Here is a 26,468-nt window from a genome sequence, read left to right as displayed (position 1 = left end):
TTGCTCTGCCGAGAGCCAGGGCTGCTGAACCACCGCGTGCGGATGTGCGGACGGTGCGGCTTGTGCGCGCGTCACAGCGCGAGCTCTGTCGGCTCGTCCTGTTCCGGTTCCTGCTTGGCAGCGGCAGCGGCGAATCCGGGAACCCAGGTCTCCATGTCCTCGCGCATCCGCACCGTCGCCCCGAGCTGGCACAGCACGCCGATGGTGCTCAGCGTCACCCGGTGGATCAGCAGATACGACGGAGGCAGATTGAGCTGCCGCCCCAACTGGTGCCCGGGGGAGCGGGGGTCGGCCACCCGCGCTGCCTGCCCGCGCATCCACTCCCTGCTGAAGGTGAACTTCTCGACACAGGCGGGCTCCACGATCGGCAGCAGGTACTCCCGCACCGCCTCGGGCTCCAGCTCTATGCGGTCCTTGACGAAGCCCTCGTCGCGCAGCAGCTCGTAGGCGGTCTCCGCGTCCCCGTCCAACGTCAGCCGCAGCACCTCGCCGATGACCGGTGGCAGCCCCCCGGGAAGCCGGTCCACCGTGCCGAAGTCCAGCACGCCCAGGCGCCACTCGGCCGGATCGGTGCTCTCCCCGGTCACCAGCCGGAAGTTGCCGGGGTGCGGGTCCGCGTGCAGCAGCCCGGTGCGCACCGTTCCGGAGAACAGGAAGCGGCTGAGCAGCTGTCCCGCACGGTCCCGCTCCTCCTGGCTGCCGTCGGCTATCACCTGCGAGAGGGGTATGCCCTCCAGCCACTCGGTCACCAGGACCCGGTCCGTCTGGTGCACCACATGGGGCACCACCACGTCCCCGTCTTCCGTGAACTCCTCCGCGTAGGTCTGCTGGGCTTCCGCCTCCAGGCTGTAGTCCAGCTCCTCGGTGATCCGGTCGTGCAGTTCGGTGATGAGCGGTTTGATGTCCATCCCCGGTATCAGCGGCCCCAGCAGCCGGGCGAATCTGCCCAGTTGAGTGAGGTCGGAGACCAGGGCCTCGCCCGCTCCGGGGTACTGCACCTTCACCGCGACCTCCCGCCCGTCGTGCCAGACGGCGCGGTGGACCTGGCCTATGGAGGCCGCAGCGGCGGGCTTGTCGTCGAAGTGGGAGAAGCACTCCTGCCACTCCTCGCCCAGCTCCTCTTCCAGCACCCCGTGGACGGTGCCGGCGGGCATCGGGGGAGCGGCTTCCTGAAGCCGGGTCAGAGTGGCGCGGTAGGGGCCGGCCAGCTCGTCGGGAAGGGCGGACTCGAAGACCGAGAGCGCCTGCCCGAACTTCATCGCACCCCCCTTCAACTCGCCCAGCACCTTGAACAGCTGCTCGGCGGTGCGCTGTTGCAGCTCCTGGCCGACAAGATCCGCGGAGATGCCCCCGATGCGCTTGCCCAGCCCCCAGGCGGAGCGGCCCGCGAAGCCCAGCGGCAGGGCGGCCAGTTTGGCCGTGCGCGTCACCGCCTTGCGGGGAAGATCAGACATGCGTCCCTCCAACTCCCTGACAGCTCAACCGAGACAGCACCGAGGACGTCGGCCACCTGGTCATTGTCGCCTGCTTTCGGTCGCGTGTGAGTCCGCGGGTGCACCGGTCACCGAAGCGGCACCGCACGGACACTCCGGGTGTGTGGCGAACTGTTCGGTGTCGGGCAGCAGGTGGGGCAGCGCGAACCGCAGCCGGTAACCCACCGCGCAGGCGCCGTCCCCGTCCAGGTAGCTCAGCGCGTAGGAGGCCACGGCGCCCGCCACCACCGTGGCCAGCGCGGTGTCACAGGCGGGAACCCCCGTACGCCGCCTGCTCGCCGTGCGCCACTGCCCCACCAGCATCGGCCAGCTCGGCTCCCGTGCGGCCCGGGTGCGCGCCAGGCACTGGGCGCACGGTGAGGTGCCGGGCAGCACCAGCGGCCCCACCACCCCGGTGGCCTCCACCACGCCGCCGTACAGATGCGGGGTGCCGACGCTCATGAACCGTTCGGCGGCCTCCGGGTCCGGCGCGTAGGCGTCCAGCCCGTCGCGCGGCGTGACGACCACCAGGGCGACCTCGGACCGTGCGCGGCTCCGCCAGGGGCGGGACCTGCGCACCACGCCGCGCGCCGCCACATCGCGGCGGGTGCCCACCTGCTCGGGCGGCACCCCGCCCGGCGCGGTGTCCCACTCCTCGACCACGCCGCCGTCCACCACGTCCACCTGACCCACCCCGGCGGCGGTCAGCGTCGCTGCCACGGTGGTGCCCACCCGGCCGAGCCCGCGGACCTGGACCCGCGCGGCCCGCCGGGCCGCCAGTCTGCGCACTCCGCCGCCCGGTTCCCGGTGCACCACCGACAGCGACGCCAGATCGGGCCGCAGCCGGTCCGTGACGGCGGCTGCGGCTTCGCGGTCGGCCGTCGCGTCGTCCAGCACCCCGGCCGCGGTGAGCCGCTCGGTCAGCTCGGCCGGGGTCCGGGGCGCCAGCCCCAGCCGGTCGGCCTCCTGTTGCAGCCGCTCCATGCTGCGGGTGCCGTCCATCAGCTCGATGAAGGCCGCTGTGGCGTCGCTCACGGGCCCGAGCAGCACCGCGTGTGCGGGCGCCATGCCGCACTGCACCGTCTGCCTGTCCCGCCAGCCCCTGCGCAGCGCGGGCTTGATCATCGGGTGCATGTCCCCCCTGACATGCCGGGGTCGGCCCGGCTCGGCTCGGCTGTCGATCACTGCCGACAGCATGCCGTCATCGGCCGATTTCGCGGAGTGAGTTATCCACAGGCACCGGCATTAGTCATACAAGCGAGAGGCGCTCGTCTCGGGTGTGCCACGGCTGTTGTCGCGTTTCCCCCTCGAACAACTCTGGAGGCGGGACTTCCGCCGTCGGCAGCGGGTAACGTCTTGGCGTGTCCGCCGAGCCGCTGAAGAGTGCCAGTCAGAGCGCGGTCGAGGTGCGCCGCAGTACGCGCCGACGCCGCACGGTCTCCGCCTACCGGGAGGGTGACCGCACCGTCGTATTGCTTCCGGCGCGGATGTCGGCGGACGAGGAGGCCCGCTGGGTCGGTGTGATGCTCGACAAGCTCGCCGCCCAGGAGAGTCGGCGCATGCTCGACGACAGCGATCTGGCCCAGCGTGCGGCGCGGCTGTCCGAGCAGTATCTCGACGGGCACGCGCGGCCCGCCTCGGTCCGCTGGGTGACCAACCAGAACACCCGCTGGGGCTCCTGCACCCCCGCCGAGGGCAGCATCCGGCTCTCCCACCGGCTGCAGGGGATGCCCGAGTACGTCATCGACTACGTACTGCTGCACGAGCTGTCGCATCTGCTCGTACCCGGCCACGGGCCGCGGTTCTGGCGGCTGCTGCAGGCGTATCCGCGCACGGAACGGGCCCGGGGCTATCTGGAAGGCGTCGCGGCAGCCGAGCGGCTGCCGCACCAGCCCGTCAGGGGAGAGGGTCGGGACGAGAGCTGACAGCGACGGCCGCGGCCGCCAGCCGGGCCAGCCGCACCACGGACTCGTCCGCCACCCCGGCCACCTCCTCGAAGCCGAACCAGCGCAGATCCAGCGACTCATCGCTGATCGTCTCGACGGCTCCCTCAGGAGCGAGAGCCGCGTACTGGACGTCCAGATGCCAGGCGCAGGGCGTGCGGTGCCTGTCGAGTCGCAGGGGGCCGCCGGGCAGCAGCGTCAGCCCACAGATCCCCGACTCCTCCGTTGCCTCCCGCAGCGCCGCACCGGCCAGAGTGATGTCCTCCGGCTCGCAGTGGCCGCCCATCTGGAGCCACATGCCCAGCTTGCGGTGGAGCGTCAGCAGCACGCGGTCCCCGCGCGGGTCGACCACCAGCGCACTGGCAGTGATGTGCCCCGCGGCGCACGCCTTCCACATCCCGTCCGGCTGCTCGGCGACATGCCGCAGATACTCCTGCCGCAGCCGCTCCTGTGCCGGGTCGCCGTCCTGGCTGCGCCACTGCTCCAGTACGGCCTCCGCGTCGGCGCGGAGGCCGCCCGGTGCAGCGCTCACCGCTCGCCTTCGCCGTTGCCGCCGTCGGCGTCGTCCTTGCCGCCCTCGGCCTTCTCCTCGCTGCTGTCGGACCGCCCTTCGGCGCGTCCCTCGTCGGAGGGCTCGCCCTCGGAACGGTCACCCTTGGCGCGGTCACCGGCCGAACCCGCCGCCGCGTCGCCCAGCATCCGGTCGAGCTCGGAGAAGTCCGGGTGCTCGTGGTGGACGAAGGCGTCCGGGTCGTCCAGGTCGGCCGCGGTGGGCAGCATGTCGGGGTGCTCCCACAGGGCGTCCCTGCCCTCGGCGCCGCGAGCGTCGGCCAGCGACGCCCACAGCCGGGACGCGTCGCGCAGCCGCCGGGGGCGCAGCTCGAGGCCGATCAGTGTGGAGAAGGTCTGCTCGGCGGGGCCGCCGGAGGCCCGCCGCCTGCGCAGCGTCTCGCGCAGCGCGGAGGCGGACGGCAGGTGCGGCTCGGCCGCGGCGTGCACCACCGCGTCGACCCAGCCCTCGACCAGTGCCAGCGCGGTCTCCAGCCGGGCCAGTGCCGCCTTCTGCTCCGGGGTGTCCTCCGGCTGGAACATGCCCTGCTGAAGGGCTTCCTGCAGCTCCTCGGGACGCTGCGGGTCGATCTGGCCGACCACGTCCTCGAGTTTCGCGGTGTCCACCTTGATGCCCCGCGCATACCCCTCGACGGCGCCGAAGAGGTGCGAGCGCAGCCACGGGACGTGTGCGAACAGCCGCTGGTGCGCGGCCTCCCGCAGCGCCAGGTAGAGGCGGACCTCCTCCTGGGGAATGCCCAGACCGTTGCCCAGTGCCTCGATGTTGACCGGCAGCAGCGCCGCCTTGTTGGCCGGTCCCAGCGGGAGCCCGATGTCCGTCGAGCCGACGACCTCGCCGGCCAGGACACCGAGGGCCTGCCCGATCTGGGTGCCGAACATGGCGCCACCCATGGAGCGCATCATGCCGAGCAGCGGGCCGGCCATGGCCTGCATCTCCTCGGGCAGCACATCGCCCATGGCCGCGCCGACCCGCTCGGCGACCGGGTCGACCAGGTCCTTCCACACCGGCAGTGTGGCCTCGACCCACTCGGCGCGGCTCCAGGCCACGGCCGAGCCGGAGCCGGAGGGCAGTGACGTCACGCCGTCCAGCCACAGGTCGGCCAGGCGTACGGCCTCCTCGACGGCCGCGCGGTCGTGCGGTCCCACGGACGTGTCCTTGGAGCCGTCCTGGGCGCCGGCTGCCACGGTCTGCCGTGCGATGTCCTTGGCCATGTCCCAGTTCACCGGGCCGCCCTCGTAGGAGAGCATCTGGCCGAGCTTCTGGAAGGCGGCGCCCAGGTCACTGGGGTCGAGCTGGCCCTGCCCGCCGCCCAGCGAGCCGAACATCGCGGCCAGCGGGTTGTCGGCGCCGCCGGAGCCCGGGCCGCCGCCGAAACCGAAGGGGTTCGGCTGGCCGCCGCCCGGCTTCTTCTTGCCGTCGTCCCCGTCCTCGGGCTCCTCAGGAGGTACGCCGAATCCGAATGGGGTGTCACTCACGGGTTTCCTCGGCTCTGTCTCGTCGGACGGTCTGGTGGTTTCCCGGACGGTCTGCGTGTCCTGGGTGCGGTCTGGGTCTGCGTCGGTATGTCCTGGGTGGGATCTGCGAGCTCTGCCCCCAGCCTAGACACCAGTCAGGCAGGATGGAGCCTGCGCATCTCGTACCAGAAACAACCACTGGAGACGCCCGGTGAGTTCCTCCGAGTCCCACGTTCGCGCAGCGCGAACCCCGACCGTCGCTGTCACCGGCGCCGCCACGGGGGTCGGCGCGCTGCTCACCGAGCGGCTCGCGGCCTCCGAGGAGATCAAGCAGGTCATCGCCCTGGACGAGCGCCGCGGTGAGGTGTCCGAGGCCCAGTGGCACACCCTGGACGTGCGCGACCCGGCCATCGCCGACCGGCTGCGCGGCGACGGCGACCCGGTCGACGTGGTGGTCCACCTCGCGCTCGACCTCGATCTGGAGACGGAGGCGGCGGCCCGCACCGCCTACAACGTGCGCGGCACCCAGACCGTGCTGACGGCTGCCGCCGCGGCCGGTGTGCGCAGGGTGGTGCTGTGCACCTCGGCGATGGTCTACGGAGCGCTCCAGGACAACGACGTACCGCTGTCGGAGGACGCCGAGCTGCGCGCCACAGCGGACGCGACCGGCGTTGGCGACCTGCTGGAGATCGAGCGCCTGGCCCGCCGCGCTCCCCGCGCACACCCCGGTCTCAACGTCACCGTCGTGCGCCCCACCGTGCTGGTCGGCGCGGGTACGGACACGACGCTCACCCGGCACTTCGAGTCGCCACGGCTCCTGGTGGTCGCCGGATCGCGCCCCTGCTGGCAGTTCTGCCACGTCGAGGACCTGGTGACCGCGCTGGAGTACGCCGCGCTGGAGCGGGTCGAGGGCGAGATGGTGGTCGGCTGCGACGGCTGGCTCGAGCAGGAGGAGGTCGAGCAGCTCACCGGCATGCGGCGGATGGAGCTGCCCTCCAGCGTCGCGCTGGGTGCGGCCTCGCGGCTGCACCGCCTGGGGCTGACCCCGTCCCCCGCCGCCGACCTCGCCTACACCATGTACCCCTGGGTCGTCAGCGGCAGCAGGCTGCACGACGCGGGGTGGCGGCCCCGCTGGACGAACGAGGAGGTCCTCGCCGCGCTCCTGGAGGAGGTCTCCGGCCGGCATACGGTCGCCGGGCGGCGACTGGGCCGCACCGAGGCGGCGACAGCAGCCGGAGCCGCGGGCGCCACCGTCGCCCTGCTGGGCACCGCCGCACTGGTGCGCAGGGCACGCAAGCGGCGCGGACTGTGAGCGCCGTCCCCGGCGCACCCCGCGAGCCGCGCCGGACGCCCCTGGGCCCGCGCCCGGGGACCGTCCCCGGCGCAGCGGACAGGTGTTCCGGATTCGGGGCAGGTAGGGCAGCATGACCGGCATGGCACAGACGTACGACGCTGCCGATGGCGCGGGCCGCCAGGGCAACCACTCCGACCACCCGGGCGAGCAGGGGGCCGAGGACCCCGTCCGCCTGCTGGAGATCCGTGAGGCGCCGCTGTCCGTGGACGAGGTCTTCGCCGCGGTCGGCGACCGGGCGGCGGGTGGTACGGCCCTGTTCGTCGGCACTGTCCGCAACCACGACGGCGGCACCGATGTCGCCCGTCTGGGCTATTCCTCGCACCCCAGTGCCGAGGCCGAGCTGCGCCGCGTAGCCGAGAAAGTCGTCGCAGAACACCCGGTGCGCGCCCTGGCCGCCGTACACCGGATCGGCGATCTGGAGGTGGGGGACCTGGCCGTGGTGGTCGCCGTCTCCTGTCCGCACCGCGCCGAGGCGTTCGACGCCTGCCGCAAGCTCATCGACGACCTCAAGCACGAGGTCCCGATCTGGAAGCACCAGACGTTCTCGGACGGCACCGAGGAGTGGGTGGGCGTCTAGCCCGCACCGGCCCTTCGGACCCCAGCGGAACCCTCGACCACCCGGAGCCGTTCGACTGACGGCGGCCGCGCAGCCGGGTGCGGCTCGCTCCGGTTGCGTAACCGGTGCGCGGACCGGACCGTTGAGACACCGACGGTTAATCTGCTCATCGGCCGGTCTGCCGGTCGCCGGGCCGTGTGCCCGGGAGGCACCTACGAGGGGTCGGGAGGTTCCAGATGGCGGCTCTCGCCTGGTTGCTGATTCCGTTGGTCGCCGCTGTTGCCGCGAGCCTGTGGGGGAGCTGGGTCGGACGGCGCCGTGCCAAGACACCCGACGCCGTGGGCGTCGCCGGATACGAGCGGTTCCGTGCCGCCATGGAACGCTCCAGCGCCGAGGACGACGGCGCGGACGGGGCCCGAGCCCGCCGGGGCGCCCGGTGGCGCAGCGGCCGGCGGCGGGAAGCCGAGCTCGCCTCCGTAGGCGCTTCGGCCCCCGCCTCCCCGGACGGACCGGCCCGGGAAGCAGGCTGACAGACCCTTCCCGTACTGTCGTGCCATGCCTCGCCGCACCGCGACCCTGCTTACCTCTGCGCTGCTGCTCATAACGATGTTCTGCGTCGGAGCACTGCTCAATGTGCCCTACGCCGAGATGTCGCCGGGCCCGACGGTGAACACCCTGGGTTCGCACGACGGCGATCCCGTGCTCAGCGTCGAACAGAAACCTGGTCGCAAGGGCCGGCCGAAGGAGTACGACACCTCCGGGCATCTGAACATGACGACCGTCCGCGTCACCGGCTCCGAGTACCGGATGACGCTCTTCGGGGCGCTGTCCGGCTGGGTGCGGCACGACAGCCTGGTCGTCCCGCACGAGACGCTCTACCCGGACGACAAGTCGGCCAAGGAGGTCGACCAGGAGAACGCCGAGGAGTTCTCCGCCTCACAGGAGAGCGCCAAGGCCGCCGCGCTCCGGGAGCTCCACATCCCCTTCTCCACCCATGTCATCGTCGGCTCCGTCGAGAAGGGCGCGCCCGCCCACCACCGGCTGCACGCCGGAGACGTCATCACGGCGGTCGACGGCATCCCGGTCAGCAAGGCGGAGGGCGTCGGCAAGGTGGTGACGCAGCACAAGCCGGGCGAGAAGGTCACCTTCACGGTGATCCCGGCGGCCAAGGCGAAGGCCGCCCAGAAGCAGGGCAAGAAGCCGCCCGCCGACGACGCGAAGAAGGTCACCGTCGGCACCAGGAAGGCCCCCGACGACGGTCGCGCGGTCGTGGGCATCCAGCCGGCGGTCGGGCACACCTTCCCGTTCGACATCGACATCAAGCTCGCCGACATCGGCGGTCCCAGCGCCGGGCTGATGTTCGCGCTGGGCATCGTCGACAAGCTCACTCGCACCGACCTGACCGGCGGGAAGTTCGTCGCCGGCACCGGCACCATCGACGACCAGGGAAGGGTCGGCGAGATCGGCGGCATCCAGATGAAGACCGTGGGAGCGCGCAACAAGGGTGCCCGGTACTTCCTCACCCCCGCGGGCAACTGTGCCGCGGCCGCCGCGGACAAGCCCGACGGTCTGACCCTGGTGAAGACCTCCTCCATCAAGGACGCGCTCGGCTCCCTGAAGAAGATCCGCACCGGCAGGACGGACGAGCTCACCCAGTGCAAGGCGCACTGAGCGGCTCTCCCCGCCCGCCAGGGGCGACGTATCTACTCCTCGAACGTGGCGGCCAGTGCCTCCGCCAGGCCGGGCACCAGGTCGGCGCCGGTGAGCACCTCGGTGGGGGAGTCCTTCTCCCGCAGCCGTAGCGCCGACTCCCGCTCACCGTCCCGCAGGACGGCCACCGTCATCCGTACCTCGCTGCGCTCCGGGTGCTCGGCGACCCAGCGGGCCAGCTGCTCCTCGTCCAGGTCGTCCGGCACGGTGGCCTCGGCCGACGGCGGCAGCATCAGCCGCTCCACGGTGACCGCGCAGCCGTCGACGGCCTCGGGCCAGGCGATGGTGCCCAGGAATTCGTCCAGCGGCGTGCTTGAGGGGATCTCGTCCTGCTCGACGGGGGTGAAGGAGGTTCCCCCCTCCCCGGGCGCCTGCTGGTCGAGGCCGAGCTGACCCGCCAGGCCCGGCTCCTGCGTCCGCAGCCGTTCGGTGTTCACCAGGGCGAAGAGCCGCGCGGGCTGGTCCCAGCCGAGCCCGGAGGCGTACTCGTCGATCTCCAGTACCGCGCGGGTCAGCGGGCCGGAGGCGAGGGGTGTGCCCTCGGAAGAGAGGTTGTCCATGCCCATATCGTGCCGTCTCCGCTCCGGAAATCCTGACTCGGACCCCGGAAACGGGAACTGGGTAAAGCTTGAGTAAGTTGCCTAGATGGGCCTTACGATGCGGGCCCAGCTTCATCGCTTCATAAACTGCGAATCTTTGAGGTGCGCACCTTGGCTTTCCAGATGCCGGACCGGGGCTCAGGGGGCCCCTCCGGGCCACGGATCAGAGTGGGCCGGCCCTCCCGGCGTGCCCGGACGCTGTTGATGACAGCGGGCGTGCTGGTCGTTCTGGCGATGCTCTTCGTCATGTTCTCCGGGTTCTGGACGGACTGGCTGTGGTATCGCTCCGTCGACTACAGCTCGGTCTTCACCAAGACTCTCTGGACGAAGACCGGCTTGTTCGCGGTCTTCGGTCTGCTGATGGCTGTGGCCGTCGGCTTCAACATCTGGCTGGCCCACCGGCTGCGTCCGCCGCTGAGCGCCATGTCACTGGAGCAGCAGAGCCTCGACCGCTACCGCATGGCGCTGGCCCCCTACAAGAAGTGGGTGCTGCTGGGGATCACCGCCCTGGTCGGGCTGATCTCCGGTGCCTCCGCCGCGGGCCAGTGGCGCACCTGGCTGATGTGGGTGAACGGTGTCCCGTTCGGCTCCAAGGATCCGCAGTTCCACAAGGACATCTCGTTCTACGCCTTCGACCTGCCCTTCTACCGCTTCCTGCTGAGCTTCGGCTTCGCGGCGGCGATCCTCTCGCTGCTGGCCGCCGCGCTGGTGCACTACCTCTACGGCGGGCTGCGGGTGACGACCCCGGGCGCACGGGCGACGGCGCAGGCGACCGGCCACCTGTCGGTGCTGCTGGGCCTCTTCGTGGCGCTGAAGGCGGTGGCCTACTGGCTGGACAGGTACGGGCTGGCGGTCAAGTCGGGTGACTTCAAGTCGACCGACAGCTGGACGGGCCTCAAGTACGTCGACGCCAATGCCTACCTGCCGGCGAAGACGATCCTGTTCATCATCGCCATCATCTGTGCGCTGCTGTTCTTCGCCACCATCTGGCGGCGCACCTGGCAGCTCCCGGTGATCGGCTTCGGTCTGATGGTGCTCTCGGCCATCCTCATCGGCGGGCTCTACCCGGCGCTGGTGCAGAAGTTCCAGGTCGCGCCGAACGAGCAGGCCAAGGAGACGCCGTACATCAAGAAGAACATCGAGGCGACGCGCAAGGCGTACGACATCGACGACTCCGAGGTGCGCGACTACTCGGGCACCAGCAAGGCGGACAACGAAAAGCTCAGGGACGCGGCCGACACCACCGCGAGCATGCGCCTGCTGGACCCGAACGTCGTCTCCCCGACCTTCCAGCAGAAGCAGCAGGTGCGCGGGTACTACCAGTTCCCGGCGACGCTGGATGTGGACCGCTACAAGCAGGACGGCAAGGAGCAGGACACCGTCGTCGGCCTCCGGGAGATCAACACCAGCGGTATCCCGGAGAAGAACTGGATCAACGAGCACTTCAAGTACACGCACGGCTTCGGGATGGTCGCCGCCAAGGGCACCTCCGTGGACAAGGACGGCTCCCCGGCCTTCACCGAGAAGGACCTGCCGCCCGAGGGCAACCTGGGCAAGTACCAGGGCCGGATCTACTACGGCGAGAAGACGACGCAGTACTCCATCGTCGGCGGGCCGCAGAAGGAGCTCGACTACGCCGACGACAACGGGGAGAAGACCTACACCTACAAGGCCGACAGCGGCGTCAACCTCTCCAACCCGGTCAACCGGGCCGCCTACGCGGTCAACTTCAACGAGCCGCAGATCCTCTACTCGGGGGCGATCGGCGAGGGTTCGCGGATTCTGTACAACCGCACCCCCAAGGAGCGTGTCGAGGCGGTCGCACCCTGGCTGACCATCGACGGTGACCCGTACCCTGCGGTCGTCGACGGCCGCATCAAGTGGATCGTCGACGCCTACACCACCTCCAACGGCTACCCCTACTCGTCGCGTACGACCCTGGGTGACACCACGCAGGACTCGCTGACGGACGGGCAGCGTTCGGTGGTCGCGCAGCAGAACCGCGTCAACTACATCCGCAACTCGGTCAAGGCGACGGTGGACGCCTACACCGGCAAGGTCGACATGTACCAGTGGGACAAGAAGGACCCGGTGCTGAAGACGTGGATGAAGGCGTTCCCCGACACGGTGAAGCCCAAGAGCGCCATCAGCGGCGATCTGATGGATCACCTGCGCTACCCGCAGGACCTGTTCAAGGTGCAGCGGGATCTGCTCCAGACCTACCACGTGACCTCGCCGTCGCAGTTCTACAGCGGCAGTGAGCGCTGGCAGGTACCGGACGACCCGACGCACAAGGGCAACGCGGTGCCGCCGTACTACCTGAGCATGAAGATGCCGGACCAGAAGTCCCAGCAGTTCCAGCTCACGACGACGTTCAACCCGAACAAGCGCGAGACGCTGGGTGCCTTCATGGCCGTGGACGCGGAAGCGCGCAGTGGCGACTACGGGAAGATCAGAATCCTGAGACTGCCGCCCAACACGACGGTGGCCGGCCCCTCGCAGGTGCAGAGCAAGTTCAACTCCGATCCGGTGATCGCGGACAAGATCAACATCCTCAAAAGGGGTGACTCCGAGGTCGAGTACGGCAATCTGCTGACCGTGCCACTGGAGGGCGGACTGCTCTACGTGGAACCGGTCTACGTCCGCGGTGCCGGTACCAACTACCCACGGATGCGCAAGGTGCTCGTCGCCTACAACGAGCGCATCGCCTTCGAGGACAGTCTCGACCAGGCGCTCAACAAGGTCTTCGACACCGAGGGCCGGGACGAGGGCGGTGAGCGGACCGGGCCGGGGGACCAGGATCAGGACAAGGAGAAGACGCCGTCCGACTCCTCGGTCAAGGAGGCCCTGCAGGACGCCCAGTCCGCGTGGGACAAGAGCGAGAAGGCCCGCGAGAAGGGCGACTGGGAGGAGTACGGCAAGCAGCAGGACGCGCTGGAGGAGGCGCTGCGCAAGGCTGCCGAGGCCGAGCAGAAGGCCGGAGCGGGCAGCGGGTCGGGCGGCAAGAACGGCTCCTCGGACAAGAACGAGTCCGGCGGCGACGGGTAGCGGGTCAGACCACCCCGCGACGTGGTGTAGAGTTGTACACACAACGGCGCGGGGTGGAGCAGCTCGGTAGCTCGCTGGGCTCATAACCCAGAGGTCGCAGGTTCAAATCCTGTCCCCGCTACTAAAGGGAAGAGGCTCGGAGTCAACAGACTCCGGGCCTCTTCGCTTGTGCGGGGGACAACCGGGCCCAGGGGTTTGGAGTATCTCTACGTCGGGAAGTCGACAAACCTCTGAAGTGACCTCACTGGCTGCGGTATACGAGGTGTACGCGGGTTGCAGGTGGTGCGACGATGGAGCCTATGGGGGAGAAAGCAAGGCTGACGGACCCGGTACGTCCCGGTCCGGGCCTGAGTACGGAGGAGCACACCGAGCAGAGCGCAGCGCAGCTCACAGCGCAGACCGCAGCAGCCACGAAGACCGCAGCAGTCGAAAGGATGCCGGCAGTCGGACGGACAACGGCGGACATGAGCACGAAGGCGACGGCGGACAAGGCCGCTGCCGACAGCGTGCTGGGCGCCCAACTGCTGCGCCGGGGGGATCTGGACGGTGCCGAGCCGCATCTGCGTGCCGCCACCGCCGCGGGGGACCGGGCGGCCGCCAACAACCTCGGGGTGCTGCTGCATCAGCGGGGATACCCGGAAGAGGCCGCAGGATGGTGGCGTACCGCCGCCGTCGCCGGCTCGGCGGCCGCTGCCCACGCGTTGGGCCGCTACCACCGGGAGCGCGGCGACGAACCGGCCGCCCACTACTGGCTGCGCCAGTCCGCCGAGTCCGGCCACGCGCTGGGCGCCTACGCGCTCGCCGACCTGCTGGAGCACCACGGCGAGGACGGAGCCGAGGAGTGGTTCCGGGCCGCGGCCGAGCGCGGACACCGAGAAGCCGCGTACCGCGTCGCGCAGTTGGTGAGCGCGCGCGGCCAGGAGCCGGACGGCAAAGGGGAGTCCGGCACCGCCGCCCGACGCGAGGCCGAGGAGGAGGCCGAGCGTTGGTACCGCCAGGCGGCAGCCCGCGGTCACCGCAGGGCGGCGCTGCGCCTCGGCGCCATCCTGGAGCGCCGCGGCGAACTCAAGGAGGCCGGACGGTGGTACCTGACCTCCGCCAAGGACGGTGAGGCGCGGGCCGCCTGCGCGCTGGGCTTCCTGCTGCGGGACGCGGGCGACGAGGAGAGCGCCGCCGTGTGGTGGCGCCGCGCCGCCGAGAACGGTGACGGCAACGCGGCCAACGCGCTGGGGGCGCTGCACGCCGACCGCGGCGAGCGGCAGGCCGCCGAGCGGTGGTACCGCGTCGCGCTGGAGGCGGGCTGCGACAACGGTGCCTTCAACCTGGGGCTGCTGTGCGCCGCTCAGGGCCGCACGGCCCAGGCCGAGCAGTGGTACCGCCGTGCCGCCTACGCGGGGCACCGGGAGGCCGCCAACGCGCTTGCCGTGCTGCTGCTGCAGCGCGGGGACACCCAGGGCGCCGAGCCGTGGTTCTCCAAGGCTGCCGAGGCGGGCAGCGTGGACGCCGCCTTCAACCTCGGCATCCTGCACGCGGGGCGAGGCAACGAGCGCACGGCGCGCGCGTGGTACGAGCGCGCGGCAGCGTCCGGCCACGCGGAGGCCGCGCTGCAGGTCGGCATCGCGCTGCTGCGTGAGGGCGAACTGCACACCGCGGAGCGGCACCTGCGCTGCGCCGCGGGCGGCGGCAGCGTCGAGGGCGCTTTCCGGCTGGGCGCGCTCCTGGAGCGGGTCACCCGGCGCGGCACCGGCGAGCTGGGCTCGGAGCACGGGCTCGGCCGCCCGGACGGCGCCAGACCCGAGTACGAGGAGTGGTACGAGCGCGCGGCAGAGCACGGCCACCGCCGCGCACAGGTGCGGCTGGGGATGTGCGCGGCGGCGCGTGGAGAGGTCGTCGACGCCGCACGCTGGTACCGCGCCGCAGCCGAGGCGGGCAGCCCGAACGGTGCGTTCAACCTGGGGCTGCTGCTGGCCCGCGAGGGCAGCGAGCCGGAGGCGGCCCTGTGGTGGACCCGTGCCGCCGAGGCGGGGCACGGCAGGGCGGCGCTTCGGCTGGCCCTGATCAGCGCCCGCCGCGGCGAACTGGACGAGGGACAGTTCTGGTGCGCCCGCGCCGTGGAGCTGGGGCCGGTCGAGGTGGCCGAGCGTGCCGCCAAGCTCCGCGACGCGCTCCGCTCGGAACTGACGGCGTAGGTCTCGACCGCTGCCCCACCCGCCCCTGCGACCTCGATTTGCGCTGGTCGTCGACGCGCGTTAAAGTTGTGCACACAACGGCGCGGGGTGGAGCAGCTCGGTAGCTCGCTGGGCTCATAACCCAGAGGTCGCAGGTTCAAATCCTGTCCCCGCTACTGAATGACGAAGGCTCGGATTTTCGAATCCGGGCCTTCGTCGTGTCTCGGCAGGAGAGTTGCCGATCGGCAGGACCGCAGCCGAGCGGCAGCGAAAGAGTCCGCAGCACGGCGAAAGGGCCGACAGCGCTGCGAAGGTAGTACGGCGAAAGGCCCACACCCGGTGCAGGGGGTGCGGGCCTTTCCGGTTCCGCCGGAGGCCGGCGGCGGCTCAGGAGCCGCTGCAGTTCGGGCAGACGCCCCGGTAGGTGACGGTGGCCTCGGCGATGGCGAAGCCGTAGCGCTCGTTCTCCGGCAGGGCCGCCAGCGGGTCGCCCGTCGGGTGGACGTCCCGGATCGTCCCGCAGCGGGAGCAGACCAGATGCTGGTGGGTGTGGCGCGCGTTCGGGTCGTAGCGCTTGGCGCGGCCGTCGGTGCTGACTTCCAGCACTTCGCCGAGGGCGACCAGCTCGCTCAGCGTGTTGTAGACCGTCGCACGGGCGATCTCCGGCAGGCGGTCCGCCGCGCGGGCGTGGACCTCGTCGGCCGTGTAGTGCACATGGTCACCGTCGAGTACCTCGGCGACGACTCGCCGCTGTGCGGTGAGCCGCCAACCGCGATCGCGGAGCCGTTCCAGCAGGTCACTCATGGGTCCAGCTTAGCAGTGGTGTGTCCATGCACAGAACCCGTACGAGTACGGAACCCGTATGGGTTTCGGCCTCTTCTTGACTTAGACAAAGTCCAATGTAGTGTTGCGGGTGGTTGGCGTACAGGACAGATGTGATGCACAGGAGGCGCACGTGACCGTGCAGGACGAGACGACCGGACCCATGACAACGGAAGCCGGCGCTCCGGTCGCGGACAACCAGAACAGCCAGACCGCCGGCGCGGGTGGCCCCGTGCTCGTTCAGGACCAGCACCTGCTGGAGAAGCTGGCCCACTTCAACCGCGAGCGCATCCCGGAGCGCATCGTGCACGCCCGGGGCGCGGGCGCGTACGGAAAGTTCACCGTCACCGCGGATGTGACCGGTTGCACCCGGGCGAAGTTCCTCTCCGAGATCGGCAAGGAGACCGAGGTCTTCCTGCGCTTCTCCACGGTGGCCGGCAACCTCGGGGCCGCCGACGCGGTGCGCGATCCCCGCGGCTTCGCGCTGAAGTTCTACACCGAAGAGGGCAACTACGACCTCGTCGGCAACAACACCCCGGTGTTCTTCATCAAGGACGCCCTCAAGTTCCCCGACTTCATCCACACCCAGAAGCGCGACCCGTACACCGGCTCCCAGGAGCCGGACAACGTCTGGGACTTCTGGGGCCTGTCACCCGAGTCGACCCACCAGGTGACCTGGCTCTTCGGAGACCGGGGCATCCCCGCCTCCTACCGTCACATGGACGGCTTCGGCTCCCACACCTTCCAGTGGACCAACGAGGCCGGCGAGGTCTTCTGGGTCAAGTACCACTTCAAGACCGACCAGGGCATCAAGAACCTCACGGCCGCCGAGGCCGGGGAGCTGGCCGGCAAGGAACCCGACAGCCACCAGCGTGACCTGCGCGAGGCCATCGAGCGGGGCGAGTACCCGACCTGGACCGTGGGCGTGCAGATCATGCCCGCTGCCGAGGCGGCGAACTACCGGTTCAACCCGTTCGACCTGACCAAGGTGTGGCCGCACGCCGACTACCCGGTCCAGTGGTTCGGCAAGCTGGAGCTCAACCGCAACCCGCGGAACATCTTCGCCGAGGTCGAGCAGTCGATCTTCTCCCCGCACCACTTCGTGCCGGGCATCGGGCCCTCGCCCGACAAGATGCTCCAGGGCCGCCTCTTCGCCTACGGTGACGCGCACCGCTACCGCGTCGGCATCAACGCCGACCTGCTGCCGGTGAACGAGCCGAAGGCAACGCAGGCTCGCAGCTACGGCCGGGACGGCGTGATGTACGACGGCCGGCACGGCGGGGCGAAGAACTACGAGCCGAACAGCTTCGGCGCGCCGGCCCAGACCGGCCGTCCGCTGTGGCAGCCGCTGCCGGTCAGCGGCACCACCGAGGACCACCCGGCACCCTCGCACGCCGAGGACGACGACTTCGTCCAGGCCGGGAACCTCTACCGGCTGATGACGGAGGACGAGAAGGCGCGGCTGATCGACAACCTGGCGAACGCCATGGCGGGTGTCTCCCGGGACGACATCCTTCAGCGCGCGATCGCGAACTTCCGCAAGGCGGACCCCGACTACGGCAAGCGGCTGGAGGCCGCGGTCCAGGCCCTGCGCGGCTGACCGACCGCTCGCCGTACGAGACCGGAGGGACCGGACGCCATGGGGCTCCGGTCCCTCCGGTGCGCGTGTGCGGCTTCGCCGCGCCCCTTCGGGGCCCGGGTTTCGGCGTCTCAGAGGGTGGCCGGGACCTGGGCGTTGGACCAGTTGCGGACGATGTCGCGTACGGACAGGACGCCCACCGGCTCCGGTCCGTCGAGCACGATCAGATGGCGGAAGCCGCCGCGCGTCATGGCCTGGGCCGCCGCGTCCAGCGTCCAGTCCGGCGTGGCGAAGACGACGTCGGTGGTGGTGTGGTCGTGTGCCCGCTCCCGATCCGGGTCCTGGCCCGCGCCGAGGGAGTCGAGGATGTCGCGCTCGGTCAGGATGCCGAGCCCGCTGGTGTCGGGGTCGAGGACGACTGCGGCGCCGACCCGGCGGGCCGACATCAGTTGTGCTGCCTGACGGAGGGTGTGCGCTGGGCCGATGGTGAGGACCACGGTGCTCATGGCGTGGTGGACGTGTTCGGGCATGAGGGTGCTACCTCCTTGGCGGAACGGCTTCCCGGGCGCGGAACGCAGCTCGAGAAGTGGTTCACAAGGACACAAGCGAGCGGATTCTCATGTTCACATGTGTCGGAGGTCACAACAAGGACCGTTGTACGGAGCACCTGGACGAGTGGCCGCAGCCGATCGGATCAGGCCGTCAAATAGCTCAGCAGCGTCTCGTGCAACAGCCCGTTCGAGGCCGCCGCGTTGCCGCTGTGCGGCCCGGGATTCCCGTCGAGCCCGGTGAAGGTACCGCCCGCCTCCTCGACGATGACCGCGCTGGCGGCCATGTCCCACAGCGACAGCTCCGGCTCCGCGCACATGTCCACCGAGCCCTCGGCGACCATCATGTAAGGCCAGAAATCGCCGTAGCCGCGGGTCCGCCAGCAGTCCCGGGTCAGATCCATGAAGCCACCCAGCATGCCGCGCTCCTCCCAGCCGTGCAGCGAGGAGTAGGCGAACGAGGCATCCCGCACCTCGGCCACCTTGGACACCTCCAGCCGGGTGGCCTTCGACAGGCTGCGGCCGCTGTAGGCACCCGAGCCCTTCGCCGCCCACCAGCGGCGGTTGAGCGCGGGCGCCGAGACGACACCGACCACCGGCCGGTCACCGCCCTCGCCCATCTCCATCAGGGCGATGAGCGTCGCCCACACGGGGACTCCGCGCACATAGTTCTTCGTACCGTCGATCGGATCGATCACCCAGCGGCGCGGCCCGTGACCCTCGGTGCCGAACTCCTCGCCCAGCACCGCGTCACGCGGACGGGTGCGCTGGAGCGAGGTGCGGATCAGCTCCTCGGCCGCCTTGTCGGCCTCGCTCACCGGCGTCATGTCCGGCTTGGTCTCGACCTTCAGATCGAGAGCCTTGAACCGCTCCATGGTCGCGGCGTCGGCGGCGTCGGCCAGTACATGGGCGAGACGCAGATCATCGTGATAGTCCAGCATGGCCGAACAGTATCGAGCGACGAAACCCCCGGCCACACGGCCATGCGCGTGCGCCGTGTATTGACACCTCTTGGCGGTGCGTCAATTCTGTGCCGCACACCGGGCTGCCGGTCTGGGGAGGCGACGATGCCTACTGCACGCGAGACCCTGCTGGACGCCGCCCATGTGGCGGTGCGGTCACAGCCCTGGACGGTCGTACGGATGGTCGATGTCGCGGCGGCCGCCGGGGTGTCGCGCCAGACGCTCTACAACGAGTTCGGCAGCAAGGAAGGGCTGGGCGCCGCGCTCGTCGAGCGGGTACTGGAGGACTTCCTGGACGGCGCGGGGCGCACCGCGGCGGAGGCCCGCCGCAGTGGGAGCGATGCCGCCGGGTGCTGTGCGGCCGCCGCTCGGTGGGTCCTGCGGACTGCCCGGGCGGAACCCATTGTGCGGGCGGCGCTCACCGGGTGCTTCGGAGCGCTGGTGCCCTCGCCCCCGGGAGAGCCCGGGAGGCTCGCCGCCGCGCTGCGGAGCCGGGTGGTGGACGGGTTGGACCGCGCCCACCGGGTGCCTGTGGGCGGGCCGCCGAGCGCCTTTGAACGGCGGGATGTGGAGAGGGCGTACGAGGTGGGGTTACGGGTCGCTCTCTCGTACGTCGTCGCCCCCGCGCAGGGTTCCGACGACCAGGAGCCCTGCGGCCGCGTGGACGAGGTCGTCCGCGCGTTGCTCTCTCGTTAGGCGCACCCGGCACGGGGGCTGCGGACGTGCCCCGTCAGTGCGCGCTGCCCGACAGTTGGAGGCCCATCACTCCGACGATCACCAGGGTGATGGAGATCAGCTTCAGCGCGGAGACCACGTCGCCCATGAAGACCATGCCGTAGATCGCCGTACCCGCGGCACCGATGCCCGTCCACACCGCGTACGCGGGACCGACGTCCAGCCGCTTCAGCGAGAGTGTCAGCAGGCCGAAGCTGCCCAGTGCGAAGGCGCAGAACGCGATCGTGGGCCAGAGTCTGGTGAAGCCGTGGGAGAGCTTCAGACACACGGCGAAGCCGGTCTCCAGCAACCCGGCGACTATCACCAGCAGCCACGCCATGTGCTCTTCCTCTCGTCGCTCCCGTCGGGGCCCTCTGGGACAAGGTCAAGCGCAGGCGAACCAGTATGCAGCGGTGGCCGGGCGGAAGCGATCAGTCCCCTTCCCGCCTCTCCCGCGTCGCCAGCAGGCGGCGCAGCGAGTGCAGTCGGGCAGGGTCGGCGTGCCCGTCGGCGACCCACTGGTCCAGCGCGCAGTCCGGCTCGTTGTGGCTGCACGCGCGCGGGCAGTGCTCCGCGCCCGCCTCCAGGTCGGGGAACGCGTGGATGACGCGCGAGAGCTGAATGTGGTTGAGGCCGAAGGAGCGCACCCCGGGGGTGTCGATGACCCAGCCGTCCTCCCCGACGGTGGAGGGCGGCAGGGGGAGCGCCAGCGCCGAGGTCGTGGTGTGCCGGCCGCGCCCGGTGACCGCGTTCACCACACCTGTGGCCCGCCGACGCTCCGGCACCAGCGCGTTGACCAGCGTCGTCTTGCCGACGCCGCTGTGCCCCACGCATACGGTGAGCTGACCGCGCATCAGCTCGCGGACCGCCTCGACGCCCTCGCCGTCGGCGAAGTCGTCCCGGCTGGTGACGACATAGCGCACCCCCAGCGGCGCGTAGGTCTCCAGCAGCGGTTCGGCCGAGGCCAGGTCCGACTTGGTGAGCACCAGCAGCGGCTCGAGGCCCGCGTCGAACGCGGCGACCAGGCAGCGGTCGATCAGCCGTGGGCGGGGCTCTGGGTCGGCCAGCGCCGTGACGACGGCGAGCTGGTCGGCGTTGGCCACGATGACGCGCTCGTAGGGGTCGTTGTCGTCCGCCGTCCTGCGCAGCACCGAAGTGCGCTCCTCCACCCGCACGATGCGCGCGAGGGTGTCCTTGGCACCCGACAGGTCGCCGACGACAGCCACCCGGTCACCCACCACCACGGCCTTGCGGCCGAGTTCGCGCGCCTTCATCGCGGTGACCGTGCGGCCCTCGACCAGACACGTCAGCCGGCCACGGTCGACGGTCAGTACGAAGCCCTCTGCCGCGTCCTCGTGCTTGGGGCGGGTGTGCGTACGCGGGCGGGTGCCCCGGCGGGAGGGACGGACCCGGATGTCGTCCTCGTCGGTGTGCTTGCCGTAGCGGCGCATCCCGGGCGCCCTCTCAGGCTCTCTCTCCGGCCCCGGCACCGGTCCCGGAACCGGCCCCGGCTCCTGCCGGGACGCCGAGCATGTCGCCCCACATCCGGGTGAAGTCGGGCAGCGTCTTGTACGTCGTCGCGACGTTCTCCACCTCGACGCCCTCGACAGCCAGGCCGAGCACCGCGCCCGCGGTGGCCAGCCGGTGGTCGTCGTAGGTGTGGAAGACACCGCCGTGCAGCCTACGGGGCCGGATGCGCAGACCGTCCTCGGTCTCGGTGACGTCGCCGCCCAGGCCGTTGATCTCCTTCACCAGCGCGGCCAGCCGGTCCGTCTCGTGCAGCCGCAGATGGGCGACGCCGCGCAGCACGCTCTCGCCCTCCGCGAGCGCGGCCACAGCGGCGATGCCCGGCGTCAGTTCGCCGACCTCGCCCAGGTCGATGTCGATGCCGTGGATACGGCCGCTGCCGGTGAAGGTGAGGCCCCGCTCGTCCAGCACGCAGGAGCCGCCCATGGCCGTGAAGATCTCCCGCAGCGCGTCACCGGGCTGCGTGGTGTGCTCGGGCCAGTCCGGGACGGTGACCCGGCCGCCGGTCACCAGCGCGGCGGCGAGGAAGGGCTGCGCGTTGGACAGGTCCGGCTCGATCGTCAGATCGCGGCCGAGCAGCGCGCCCGGCGTCACCCGCCACACGTTCGCCGCTCCGCCGTCCTCGGGCGCGTCCACCTGGGCGCCCGCGGCACGCAGCATGTCCACCGTCATCCGGATGTGCGGCATGGACGGCAGGGTGCGGCCGGTGTGGCGGACCTCGACACCCTGGTTGAAGCCAGGACCCGACAGCAGCAGCGCGCTGACGAACTGGCTGGAGGAGGAGGCGTCGATCTCCACCGTGCCGCCCGCCAGCGAGCCGTTGCCGTGCACGGTCATCGGCAGCGCTCCGCGGCCCTCGTCCTCCACGCGCGCGCCCAGGGCGCGCAGCGCGTCGATGACGCCGTGCAGCGGGCGCTCGTAGGAGCGCGGATCGCCGTCGAACCGGATCGGGCCCTGGGCCAGCGCCGCCAGCGGGGGCAGGAAGCGCATCACCGTGCCCGCGTTGCCGACGTCCACTGTGGCCGGGCCGCGCAGCGCGGTCGGGATCACCCGCCACGCCTCGCCGCCGGGCCGCCCACCGGCGGGGCGCTCGCCCTCGGCCGGGATGGCAGCGGAGGCGGAGGAGACCGTCTCCTCGATCTGTACGCCCATGGTGCGCAGCGCGCCGGCCATCAGCAGGGTGTCGCGGGAGCGCAGCGGGCGGCGCAGCCAGCCGGGCTCGGAGGAGAGCGCGGCCAGCACCAGCGCCCGGTTGGTGACCGACTTGGACCCGGGCACGGTGACGGTCGCCTCGATGCGGCCCGGCGCCGTGGGAGCGGGCCAGAGTGCGGAGTCTGCGGTGCTGGTGTGCTGGTCGGTCATGGGGCCACTGTAATGGCTGGGGCTCGGCCGCCCGGCGGCCTCAGGCACCGTTCCGTGCCGCGAGCGCCCTGCTCACAGTCCGAGCAGCCAGCGTCCGCCACCGAGGAGGGAGCACAGCGCCACCGCGTGGAAGAGGAACAGCCACGCGGCGGCGGGGAGGTGGGTGAGCCGGGCGAGCTGGTCGGCGTCCGAGTCCGGCATGCCGGGCCGCATCGCGCCACCGGACCGGAACGCTCCACCGCGTACGCCCTGGCGCCGCCGCTTGCCCTGGAGTTCGAAGACCGGCCGCACCCCGCCCAGCAGCAGGAACCACACCACCACATAGGCGAACGCCGCCTGCACCTCGGGGTCCGTCAGCCACGAGACGAGCAGGAACGCACCGCCGGCCAGGACGACGGTCAGCACCCCGTAGGCGTTGCGGATCATCACCAGCATGGCGACCAGCAGCGCCGTGGCGCCCCACAGCAGCGCGGTGATGTGGTTGGCCGCCAGCAGCCACGCGCCGCCCAGGCCCAGCAGCGGGGGAGCGGTGTACCCCGCGGCGGCGGTCAGCACCATGCCCAGCCCGTGCGGCTTGCCGCGCGAGACCGTCAGGCCCGAGGTGTCCGAGTGCAGCCGGATGCCGTCCAGCCGCCGCCCGGTGACCAGGGCTATGAGCCCGTGCCCGCCCTCGTGCGCGATGGTGACCGCGTTCCGCGATATCCGCCACACCCCGTGCGGGGCCACCGCGAGCAGTGCGACGAGACCGGTGACCAGCACCAGCCACTGCTCGGGGTCCGGCTGACTGCCCACGACCCGGTCCCAGACGTCCGTGATGCTCGCGTTGTCCATGTTCGGGGTGTTCTCCTCAGGTGCTCCGGGGCCGCGTTCCCTCCGTGTCCCGTCAACGCACGGCGACGGCCCGGCGTGCCGTGGCAGTCTTGCAGGCATGTGCGGACGGTATGCAGCGAGCCGGGGGGCCGAGGATCTGGTCCGGCTGTTCGAGGTGGAGGCGTGGGAGCCAGCGGAGGCGCTGGCGCCGGACTGGAACGTCGCACCCACCAAACAGGTGCACGCGGTGCTCGACCGCCCTCTCAAGGGCAGCGACGACCCGCGGCCCGTACGGCAGCTGCGGACGCTCAAATGGGGTCTGGTGCCGGGGTGGGCCAAGTCACCCGACATGGGCGTCAAGATGATCAACGCCCGGGCAGAGACGGTGCACGAGAAGCCCGCCTACCGCCGGCCCTTCGTCGTGCGGCGCTGTCTGCTGCCCGCCGACGGCTACTACGAGTGGGTCACCGCACAAGGTGAGCTGAAGCTCGAACAGGAGGGCAAGCGCAAGCGGCCCCGTAAGCAGCCGTACTTCATCGCGCCGACAGCGCCGGGCGGCTCCGACGGGGAACAGCCGGTGATGGCGATGGCCGGGCTGTACGAGTTCTGGCGGGACAAGACACTGCCCGACGACCACCCCCAGGCGTGGTGGGCCACCTGCACGGTGATCACCACGGAGGCGGAGACGACGCCGCTGGCCAACGCCGACCAGCTCGCCGAGGGCGGCCCCCGCTCGCTGGCCGACATCCACCCCCGGATGCCGCTGATGCTCACCCCCGACCGCTGGGACGCCTGGCTGGACCCCTCACGGACGGACACGGAGTCGCTCCGCGAGCTGCTCACGCCACCGCCTACCGGCCTCATGCGGGCCCACCCCGTCTCCACGGACGTCAGCAACGTCCGCAACAACGGCCCCCACCTGCTGAAGGAGCTGTCGGCTCCGGAAGAAGAAACCCTCTTCTGAACACACGCGCCCGGAGGGGCGCGGGGAACTGCGCGAGCGGCCACGACGAGCCCGCAGTCCGCGTCGGGCAGACAGGGGCAGCCCCTCCCGGCACGGCAGGACAAGGTGCGGCGAAAGCGCGCGCAGCGCCTGGCACCATGCGGCCATGACTGCGCGCAAGAGCAAACAGGAAGTACAGGCCGAGCGGGTCGCCACCCCCGTGGGTGAGGCCCGCATCACCTGGCACCGTGCGCCGAAGGCGCACACCGTGCTGGCCCTCGGCCACGGCGCGGGCGGCGGGATCGAGGCCCGGGACCTGCGGGCGCTGGCCGCCGCGCTGCCCGCCGAGGGCGTCAGCGTGGCGCTGGTCGAGCAGCCCTGGCGGGTGGCAGGGAAGAAGGTCGCCCCGGCCCCGCGGACGCTGGACACCGCATGGCGCGCCCTGTGGCCGGCGCTCACCCGCGCCGGGCTGCCGGTGATCGCGGGGGGCCGCAGTGCGGGCGCCCGCGTCGCATGCCGTACGGCGGGAGAGCTGGGCGCGCGGGCGGTGCTCGCGCTGTCGTTCCCGCTGCACCCGCCGGGCAAGCCGGAGAAGTCGCGCGCCGAGGAGCTGACCGGCGCGCGGCCGCCGGTGCTGGTGGTGCAGGGCGAACGTGACCCGTTCGGGCGACCCGAGGAGTTCCCGGACGGAACGGAGCTGGTGGAGGTGGCGTACGCCGATCACGGCTTCGCGCTGCCGAAGTCGGCCGAGCTGACCGAGGAGGAGGCCATGGGGGTGGTCACCGGCGCCGTCATCCGCTGGATCGCCGCCGGGGCCGGTGGCTGAGGGGCCAGGACCGAGTGCTGCGGGACAGCGGACCGCGGGGCGCAGAAAACGACCTGCCGGGCCGGGAATGATCGGCGGGCGCCGGTGGTTGCACGGGGTATCCGGCTGCGGAAGCGGAGACGATCCCCCACGGGTGATCCGCTACCGGAGCCGGACGTGAGAAAACAGCCACACCTCTCCATGCGAAGGAAAGGGAGCCGCCCAGATGGGTTCTGTCGCTTGCCCCCAGCGTCCGCGGGCCGCTGACCTGGACTGGGCCACGATGGCGCTGGCCTCAGGCGCGAAGATTCAAGCGGCGGGCGGCGGCGATCGTCGTCTATTCTCCGATTCGAGCGGGTCTTCGTTCGGGCTCGCCGCGACGTTGGAGGAGGTGGGTCCGGTCACCGGGACCGAAGGCGGCTCAAGCGCACCGCAGGAGTCACAGGCGTCGGAAACCGTGGAACAGCGCAGTGCGCGCTTCGAGCGGGACGCGCTGGCGTTCCTCGACCAGATGTATTCCGCCGCGCTGCGCATGACGCGGAACCCGGCCGACGCGGAGGACCTGGTGCAGGAGACCTACGCGAAGGCGTACGCGTCCTTCCACCAGTTCCGGGAGGGCACCAACCTCAAGGCGTGGCTGTACCGCATCCTGACGAACACCTTCATCAACTCCTACCGCAAGAAGCAGCGTGAGCCCCAGCGCAGCGCCGCGGAGGAGATCGAGGACTGGCAGCTCGCGCGCGCCGAGTCGCACATGTCGACCGGGCTGCGCTCGGCCGAGGCGCAGGCGCTCGACCACCTGCCGGACTCCGATGTGAAGGAAGCGCTCCAGGCCATCCCCGAGGAGTTCCGCATCGCGGTCTACCTCGCCGATGTGGAGGGTTTTGCGTACAAGGAGATCGCCGACATCATGGGGACACCCATCGGTACGGTGATGTCCCGTCTGCACCGTGGGCGGCGCCAGCTTCGGGAGATGCTGGAAGGCTACGCGCAAGAGCGCGGCCTGGTCCCGGCCGGTGCCCCGGCGGACGGGTCGCAAGACCGGAAAGGCTCGGGCTCATGAGTTGCGGAGAGCCGCACGAGACGGACTGCTCCGAGGTCCTCGACCACCTCTACGAGTACCTCGACCAGGAGATGCCCGACGGCGACTGCGCCAAGTTCAAGGAGCACTTCGACGAGTGCTCGCCCTGCTTCGAGAAGTACGGGCTCGAGCGCGAGGTGAAGAAGCTCGTCAAGCGCTGCTGCGGGCACGACGACGTCCCGTCCGACCTGAGGGCCAAGGTCATGGGCCGGATCGAGGTGATCCGCCAGGGCCAGGGCCAGGGCCCCGGGGAAGGGGACACCGCCCAGGGCGAGGAGCTCCGTTCTGCCTCCGGGGAGGACACCCGTCCCGCCGCCGGGAAGGAGACCGTCGACGCCGTCGGCTCCGAGGACGACAAGAACCCCGCCTGACCCACCTGTTCACACCTGCACGGCAGCGCCAGCGGTTCCGCTCTTTCTCCCTCCTTCGGGTGAGCACCT

At 70.9% G+C, this 26,468-nt stretch carries 25 protein-coding genes and 2 tRNA genes; 15 read left to right on the top strand and 12 right to left on the bottom strand.

What is annotated here, in order from left to right:
- Positions 1-71: 71 nt before the first annotated feature.
- Positions 72-1,454, bottom strand: a complete 1,383-nt coding sequence (locus tag JW592_RS16045) for an ABC1 kinase family protein (RefSeq protein WP_209265754.1) — start codon at positions 1,452-1,454, stop codon at positions 72-74.
- A 60-nt stretch (positions 1,455-1,514) separates the two neighbouring features.
- Positions 1,515-2,657 (bottom strand): ThiF family adenylyltransferase, encoded by a 1,143-nt coding sequence (locus tag JW592_RS16040; RefSeq protein ID WP_372446515.1) that lies wholly within the window; start codon positions 2,655-2,657, stop codon positions 1,515-1,517.
- Between the two features lie 176 nt (positions 2,658-2,833).
- On the opposite strand from JW592_RS16040, the gene JW592_RS16035 reads away from it, so the two are divergent.
- Positions 2,834-3,397 carry a M48 metallopeptidase family protein gene (locus JW592_RS16035; protein ID WP_209265753.1) on the top strand — a complete coding sequence of 188 codons (564 nt, stop codon included), beginning with the start codon at positions 2,834-2,836 and terminating at the stop codon, positions 3,395-3,397.
- Here JW592_RS16035 and JW592_RS16030 read toward each other — a convergent pair.
- The gene (locus JW592_RS16030) at positions 3,369-3,947 is read right to left on the bottom strand and encodes an NUDIX hydrolase (protein ID WP_209265752.1); all 579 of its coding nucleotides are present in this window, start codon (positions 3,945-3,947) and stop codon (positions 3,369-3,371) included. The genes JW592_RS16035 and JW592_RS16030 overlap by 29 nt on opposite strands.
- Positions 3,944-5,461: a zinc-dependent metalloprotease gene (locus JW592_RS16025; protein ID WP_209265751.1), complete on the bottom strand. Its 1,518-nt coding sequence runs from the start codon at positions 5,459-5,461 to the stop codon at positions 3,944-3,946. The genes JW592_RS16030 and JW592_RS16025 overlap by 4 nt, the downstream gene beginning before the upstream one ends.
- A 190-nt stretch (positions 5,462-5,651) precedes the next feature.
- Between JW592_RS16025 and JW592_RS16020 the strand changes: the two genes are divergently transcribed.
- From JW592_RS16020 to JW592_RS16005, 4 genes are all read left to right on the top strand, one after another.
- On the top strand, positions 5,652-6,752 hold the full coding sequence (locus tag JW592_RS16020) for an SDR family oxidoreductase (RefSeq protein WP_209265750.1): 1,101 nt from the start codon (positions 5,652-5,654) through the stop codon (positions 6,750-6,752).
- A 121-nt stretch (positions 6,753-6,873) separates the two neighbouring features.
- Positions 6,874-7,371, top strand: a complete 498-nt coding sequence (locus JW592_RS16015; RefSeq protein WP_229376135.1) for a molybdenum cofactor biosynthesis protein MoaE — start codon at positions 6,874-6,876, stop codon at positions 7,369-7,371.
- A 215-nt stretch (positions 7,372-7,586) separates the two neighbouring features.
- Complete coding sequence (locus tag JW592_RS16010; protein ID WP_209265748.1) at positions 7,587-7,880, top strand: hypothetical protein; 294 nt, start codon at positions 7,587-7,589, stop codon at positions 7,878-7,880.
- Between the two features lie 25 nt (positions 7,881-7,905).
- On the top strand, positions 7,906-9,021 hold the full coding sequence (locus JW592_RS16005; RefSeq protein ID WP_209265747.1) for a YlbL family protein: 1,116 nt from the start codon (positions 7,906-7,908) through the stop codon (positions 9,019-9,021).
- A gap of 32 nt (positions 9,022-9,053) precedes the next feature.
- Here the strand turns inward: JW592_RS16005 and JW592_RS16000 are convergent, their stop codons facing one another.
- Positions 9,054-9,620, bottom strand: a complete 567-nt coding sequence (locus JW592_RS16000) for a PPA1309 family protein (RefSeq protein ID WP_209265746.1) — start codon at positions 9,618-9,620, stop codon at positions 9,054-9,056.
- A gap of 162 nt (positions 9,621-9,782) precedes the next feature.
- Here JW592_RS16000 and JW592_RS15995 point away from each other — a divergent pair, with 162 nt between their 5' ends.
- The 4 genes from JW592_RS15995 to JW592_RS15980 all read left to right on the top strand — a co-directional run bounded on the left by JW592_RS15995 (position 9,783) and on the right by JW592_RS15980 (position 15,051).
- Positions 9,783-12,707, top strand: coding sequence for a UPF0182 family membrane protein (locus JW592_RS15995; protein ID WP_229376168.1), 2,925 nt, complete (start codon positions 9,783-9,785; stop codon positions 12,705-12,707).
- A 47-nt stretch (positions 12,708-12,754) separates the two neighbouring features.
- A tRNA-Met gene (locus JW592_RS15990) sits at positions 12,755-12,828 on the top strand.
- Positions 12,829-13,006: 178 nt separating this feature from the next.
- Positions 13,007-14,896 (top strand): tetratricopeptide repeat protein, encoded by a 1,890-nt coding sequence (locus tag JW592_RS15985; RefSeq protein WP_372446514.1) that lies wholly within the window; start codon positions 13,007-13,009, stop codon positions 14,894-14,896.
- A gap of 81 nt (positions 14,897-14,977) precedes the next feature.
- Positions 14,978-15,051, top strand: a tRNA-Met gene (locus tag JW592_RS15980).
- A gap of 211 nt (positions 15,052-15,262) precedes the next feature.
- Here JW592_RS15980 and JW592_RS15975 read toward each other — a convergent pair.
- A complete protein-coding gene (locus JW592_RS15975; protein WP_209265743.1) occupies positions 15,263-15,679 on the bottom strand; it encodes a Fur family transcriptional regulator in 417 nt (138 codons plus the stop codon).
- A gap of 181 nt (positions 15,680-15,860) precedes the next feature.
- Here JW592_RS15975 and JW592_RS15970 point away from each other — a divergent pair, with 181 nt between their 5' ends.
- A complete protein-coding gene (locus JW592_RS15970; RefSeq protein ID WP_209265826.1) occupies positions 15,861-17,297 on the top strand; it encodes a catalase in 1,437 nt (478 codons plus the stop codon).
- 110 nt (positions 17,298-17,407) lie between these two features.
- Here the strand turns inward: JW592_RS15970 and JW592_RS15965 are convergent, their stop codons facing one another.
- Complete coding sequence (locus tag JW592_RS15965) at positions 17,408-17,806, bottom strand: CBS domain-containing protein (RefSeq protein WP_209265742.1); 399 nt, start codon at positions 17,804-17,806, stop codon at positions 17,408-17,410.
- A gap of 164 nt (positions 17,807-17,970) precedes the next feature.
- Positions 17,971-18,765: a histidinol-phosphatase gene (gene hisN / locus JW592_RS15960; RefSeq protein ID WP_209265741.1), complete on the bottom strand. Its 795-nt coding sequence runs from the start codon at positions 18,763-18,765 to the stop codon at positions 17,971-17,973.
- 126 nt (positions 18,766-18,891) lie between these two features.
- Here hisN and JW592_RS15955 point away from each other — a divergent pair, with 126 nt between their 5' ends.
- Entirely contained in the window at positions 18,892-19,482 is a 591-nt protein-coding gene (locus JW592_RS15955; protein WP_209265740.1) for a TetR/AcrR family transcriptional regulator, read from the top strand.
- A gap of 34 nt (positions 19,483-19,516) precedes the next feature.
- Here the strand turns inward: JW592_RS15955 and JW592_RS15950 are convergent, their stop codons facing one another.
- From JW592_RS15950 to JW592_RS15935, 4 genes are all read right to left on the bottom strand, one after another.
- Positions 19,517-19,840: a DMT family transporter gene (locus JW592_RS15950; protein ID WP_209265739.1), complete on the bottom strand. Its 324-nt coding sequence runs from the start codon at positions 19,838-19,840 to the stop codon at positions 19,517-19,519.
- Between the two features lie 91 nt (positions 19,841-19,931).
- On the bottom strand, positions 19,932-20,951 hold the full coding sequence (rsgA, locus tag JW592_RS15945) for a ribosome small subunit-dependent GTPase A (protein WP_209265738.1): 1,020 nt from the start codon (positions 20,949-20,951) through the stop codon (positions 19,932-19,934).
- Between the two features lie 13 nt (positions 20,952-20,964).
- Positions 20,965-22,389, bottom strand: a complete 1,425-nt coding sequence (gene aroA, locus JW592_RS15940) for a 3-phosphoshikimate 1-carboxyvinyltransferase (RefSeq protein ID WP_209265737.1) — start codon at positions 22,387-22,389, stop codon at positions 20,965-20,967.
- 72 nt (positions 22,390-22,461) lie between these two features.
- On the bottom strand, positions 22,462-23,220 hold the full coding sequence (locus tag JW592_RS15935; RefSeq protein WP_209265736.1) for a M50 family metallopeptidase: 759 nt from the start codon (positions 23,218-23,220) through the stop codon (positions 22,462-22,464).
- Positions 23,221-23,317: 97 nt separating this feature from the next.
- On the opposite strand from JW592_RS15935, the gene JW592_RS15930 reads away from it, so the two are divergent.
- The 4 genes from JW592_RS15930 to rsrA all read left to right on the top strand — a co-directional run bounded on the left by JW592_RS15930 (position 23,318) and on the right by rsrA (position 26,399).
- The gene (locus JW592_RS15930) at positions 23,318-24,163 is read left to right on the top strand and encodes an SOS response-associated peptidase (RefSeq protein WP_209265735.1); all 846 of its coding nucleotides are present in this window, start codon (positions 23,318-23,320) and stop codon (positions 24,161-24,163) included.
- 145 nt (positions 24,164-24,308) lie between these two features.
- Positions 24,309-24,968 carry an alpha/beta hydrolase family protein gene (locus JW592_RS15925; protein WP_209265734.1) on the top strand — a complete coding sequence of 220 codons (660 nt, stop codon included), beginning with the start codon at positions 24,309-24,311 and terminating at the stop codon, positions 24,966-24,968.
- A 370-nt stretch (positions 24,969-25,338) separates the two neighbouring features.
- The gene (locus JW592_RS15920) at positions 25,339-26,010 is read left to right on the top strand and encodes a sigma-70 family RNA polymerase sigma factor (protein ID WP_209265825.1); all 672 of its coding nucleotides are present in this window, start codon (positions 25,339-25,341) and stop codon (positions 26,008-26,010) included.
- Entirely contained in the window at positions 26,007-26,399 is a 393-nt protein-coding gene (rsrA, locus tag JW592_RS15915; RefSeq protein ID WP_209265733.1) for a mycothiol system anti-sigma-R factor, read from the top strand. Before JW592_RS15920 ends, rsrA begins: the two co-directional genes overlap by 4 nt.
- Positions 26,400-26,468 lie beyond the last annotated feature (69 nt).

The organism is Streptomyces spirodelae (genome assembly GCF_017676385.1).
GTDB classification, from domain to species: domain Bacteria; phylum Actinomycetota; class Actinomycetes; order Streptomycetales; family Streptomycetaceae; genus Streptomyces; species Streptomyces spirodelae.
The sequence above is the reverse complement of the archived record's forward strand: the minus strand, read 5'-3'. Positions and strand labels throughout refer to the sequence as shown.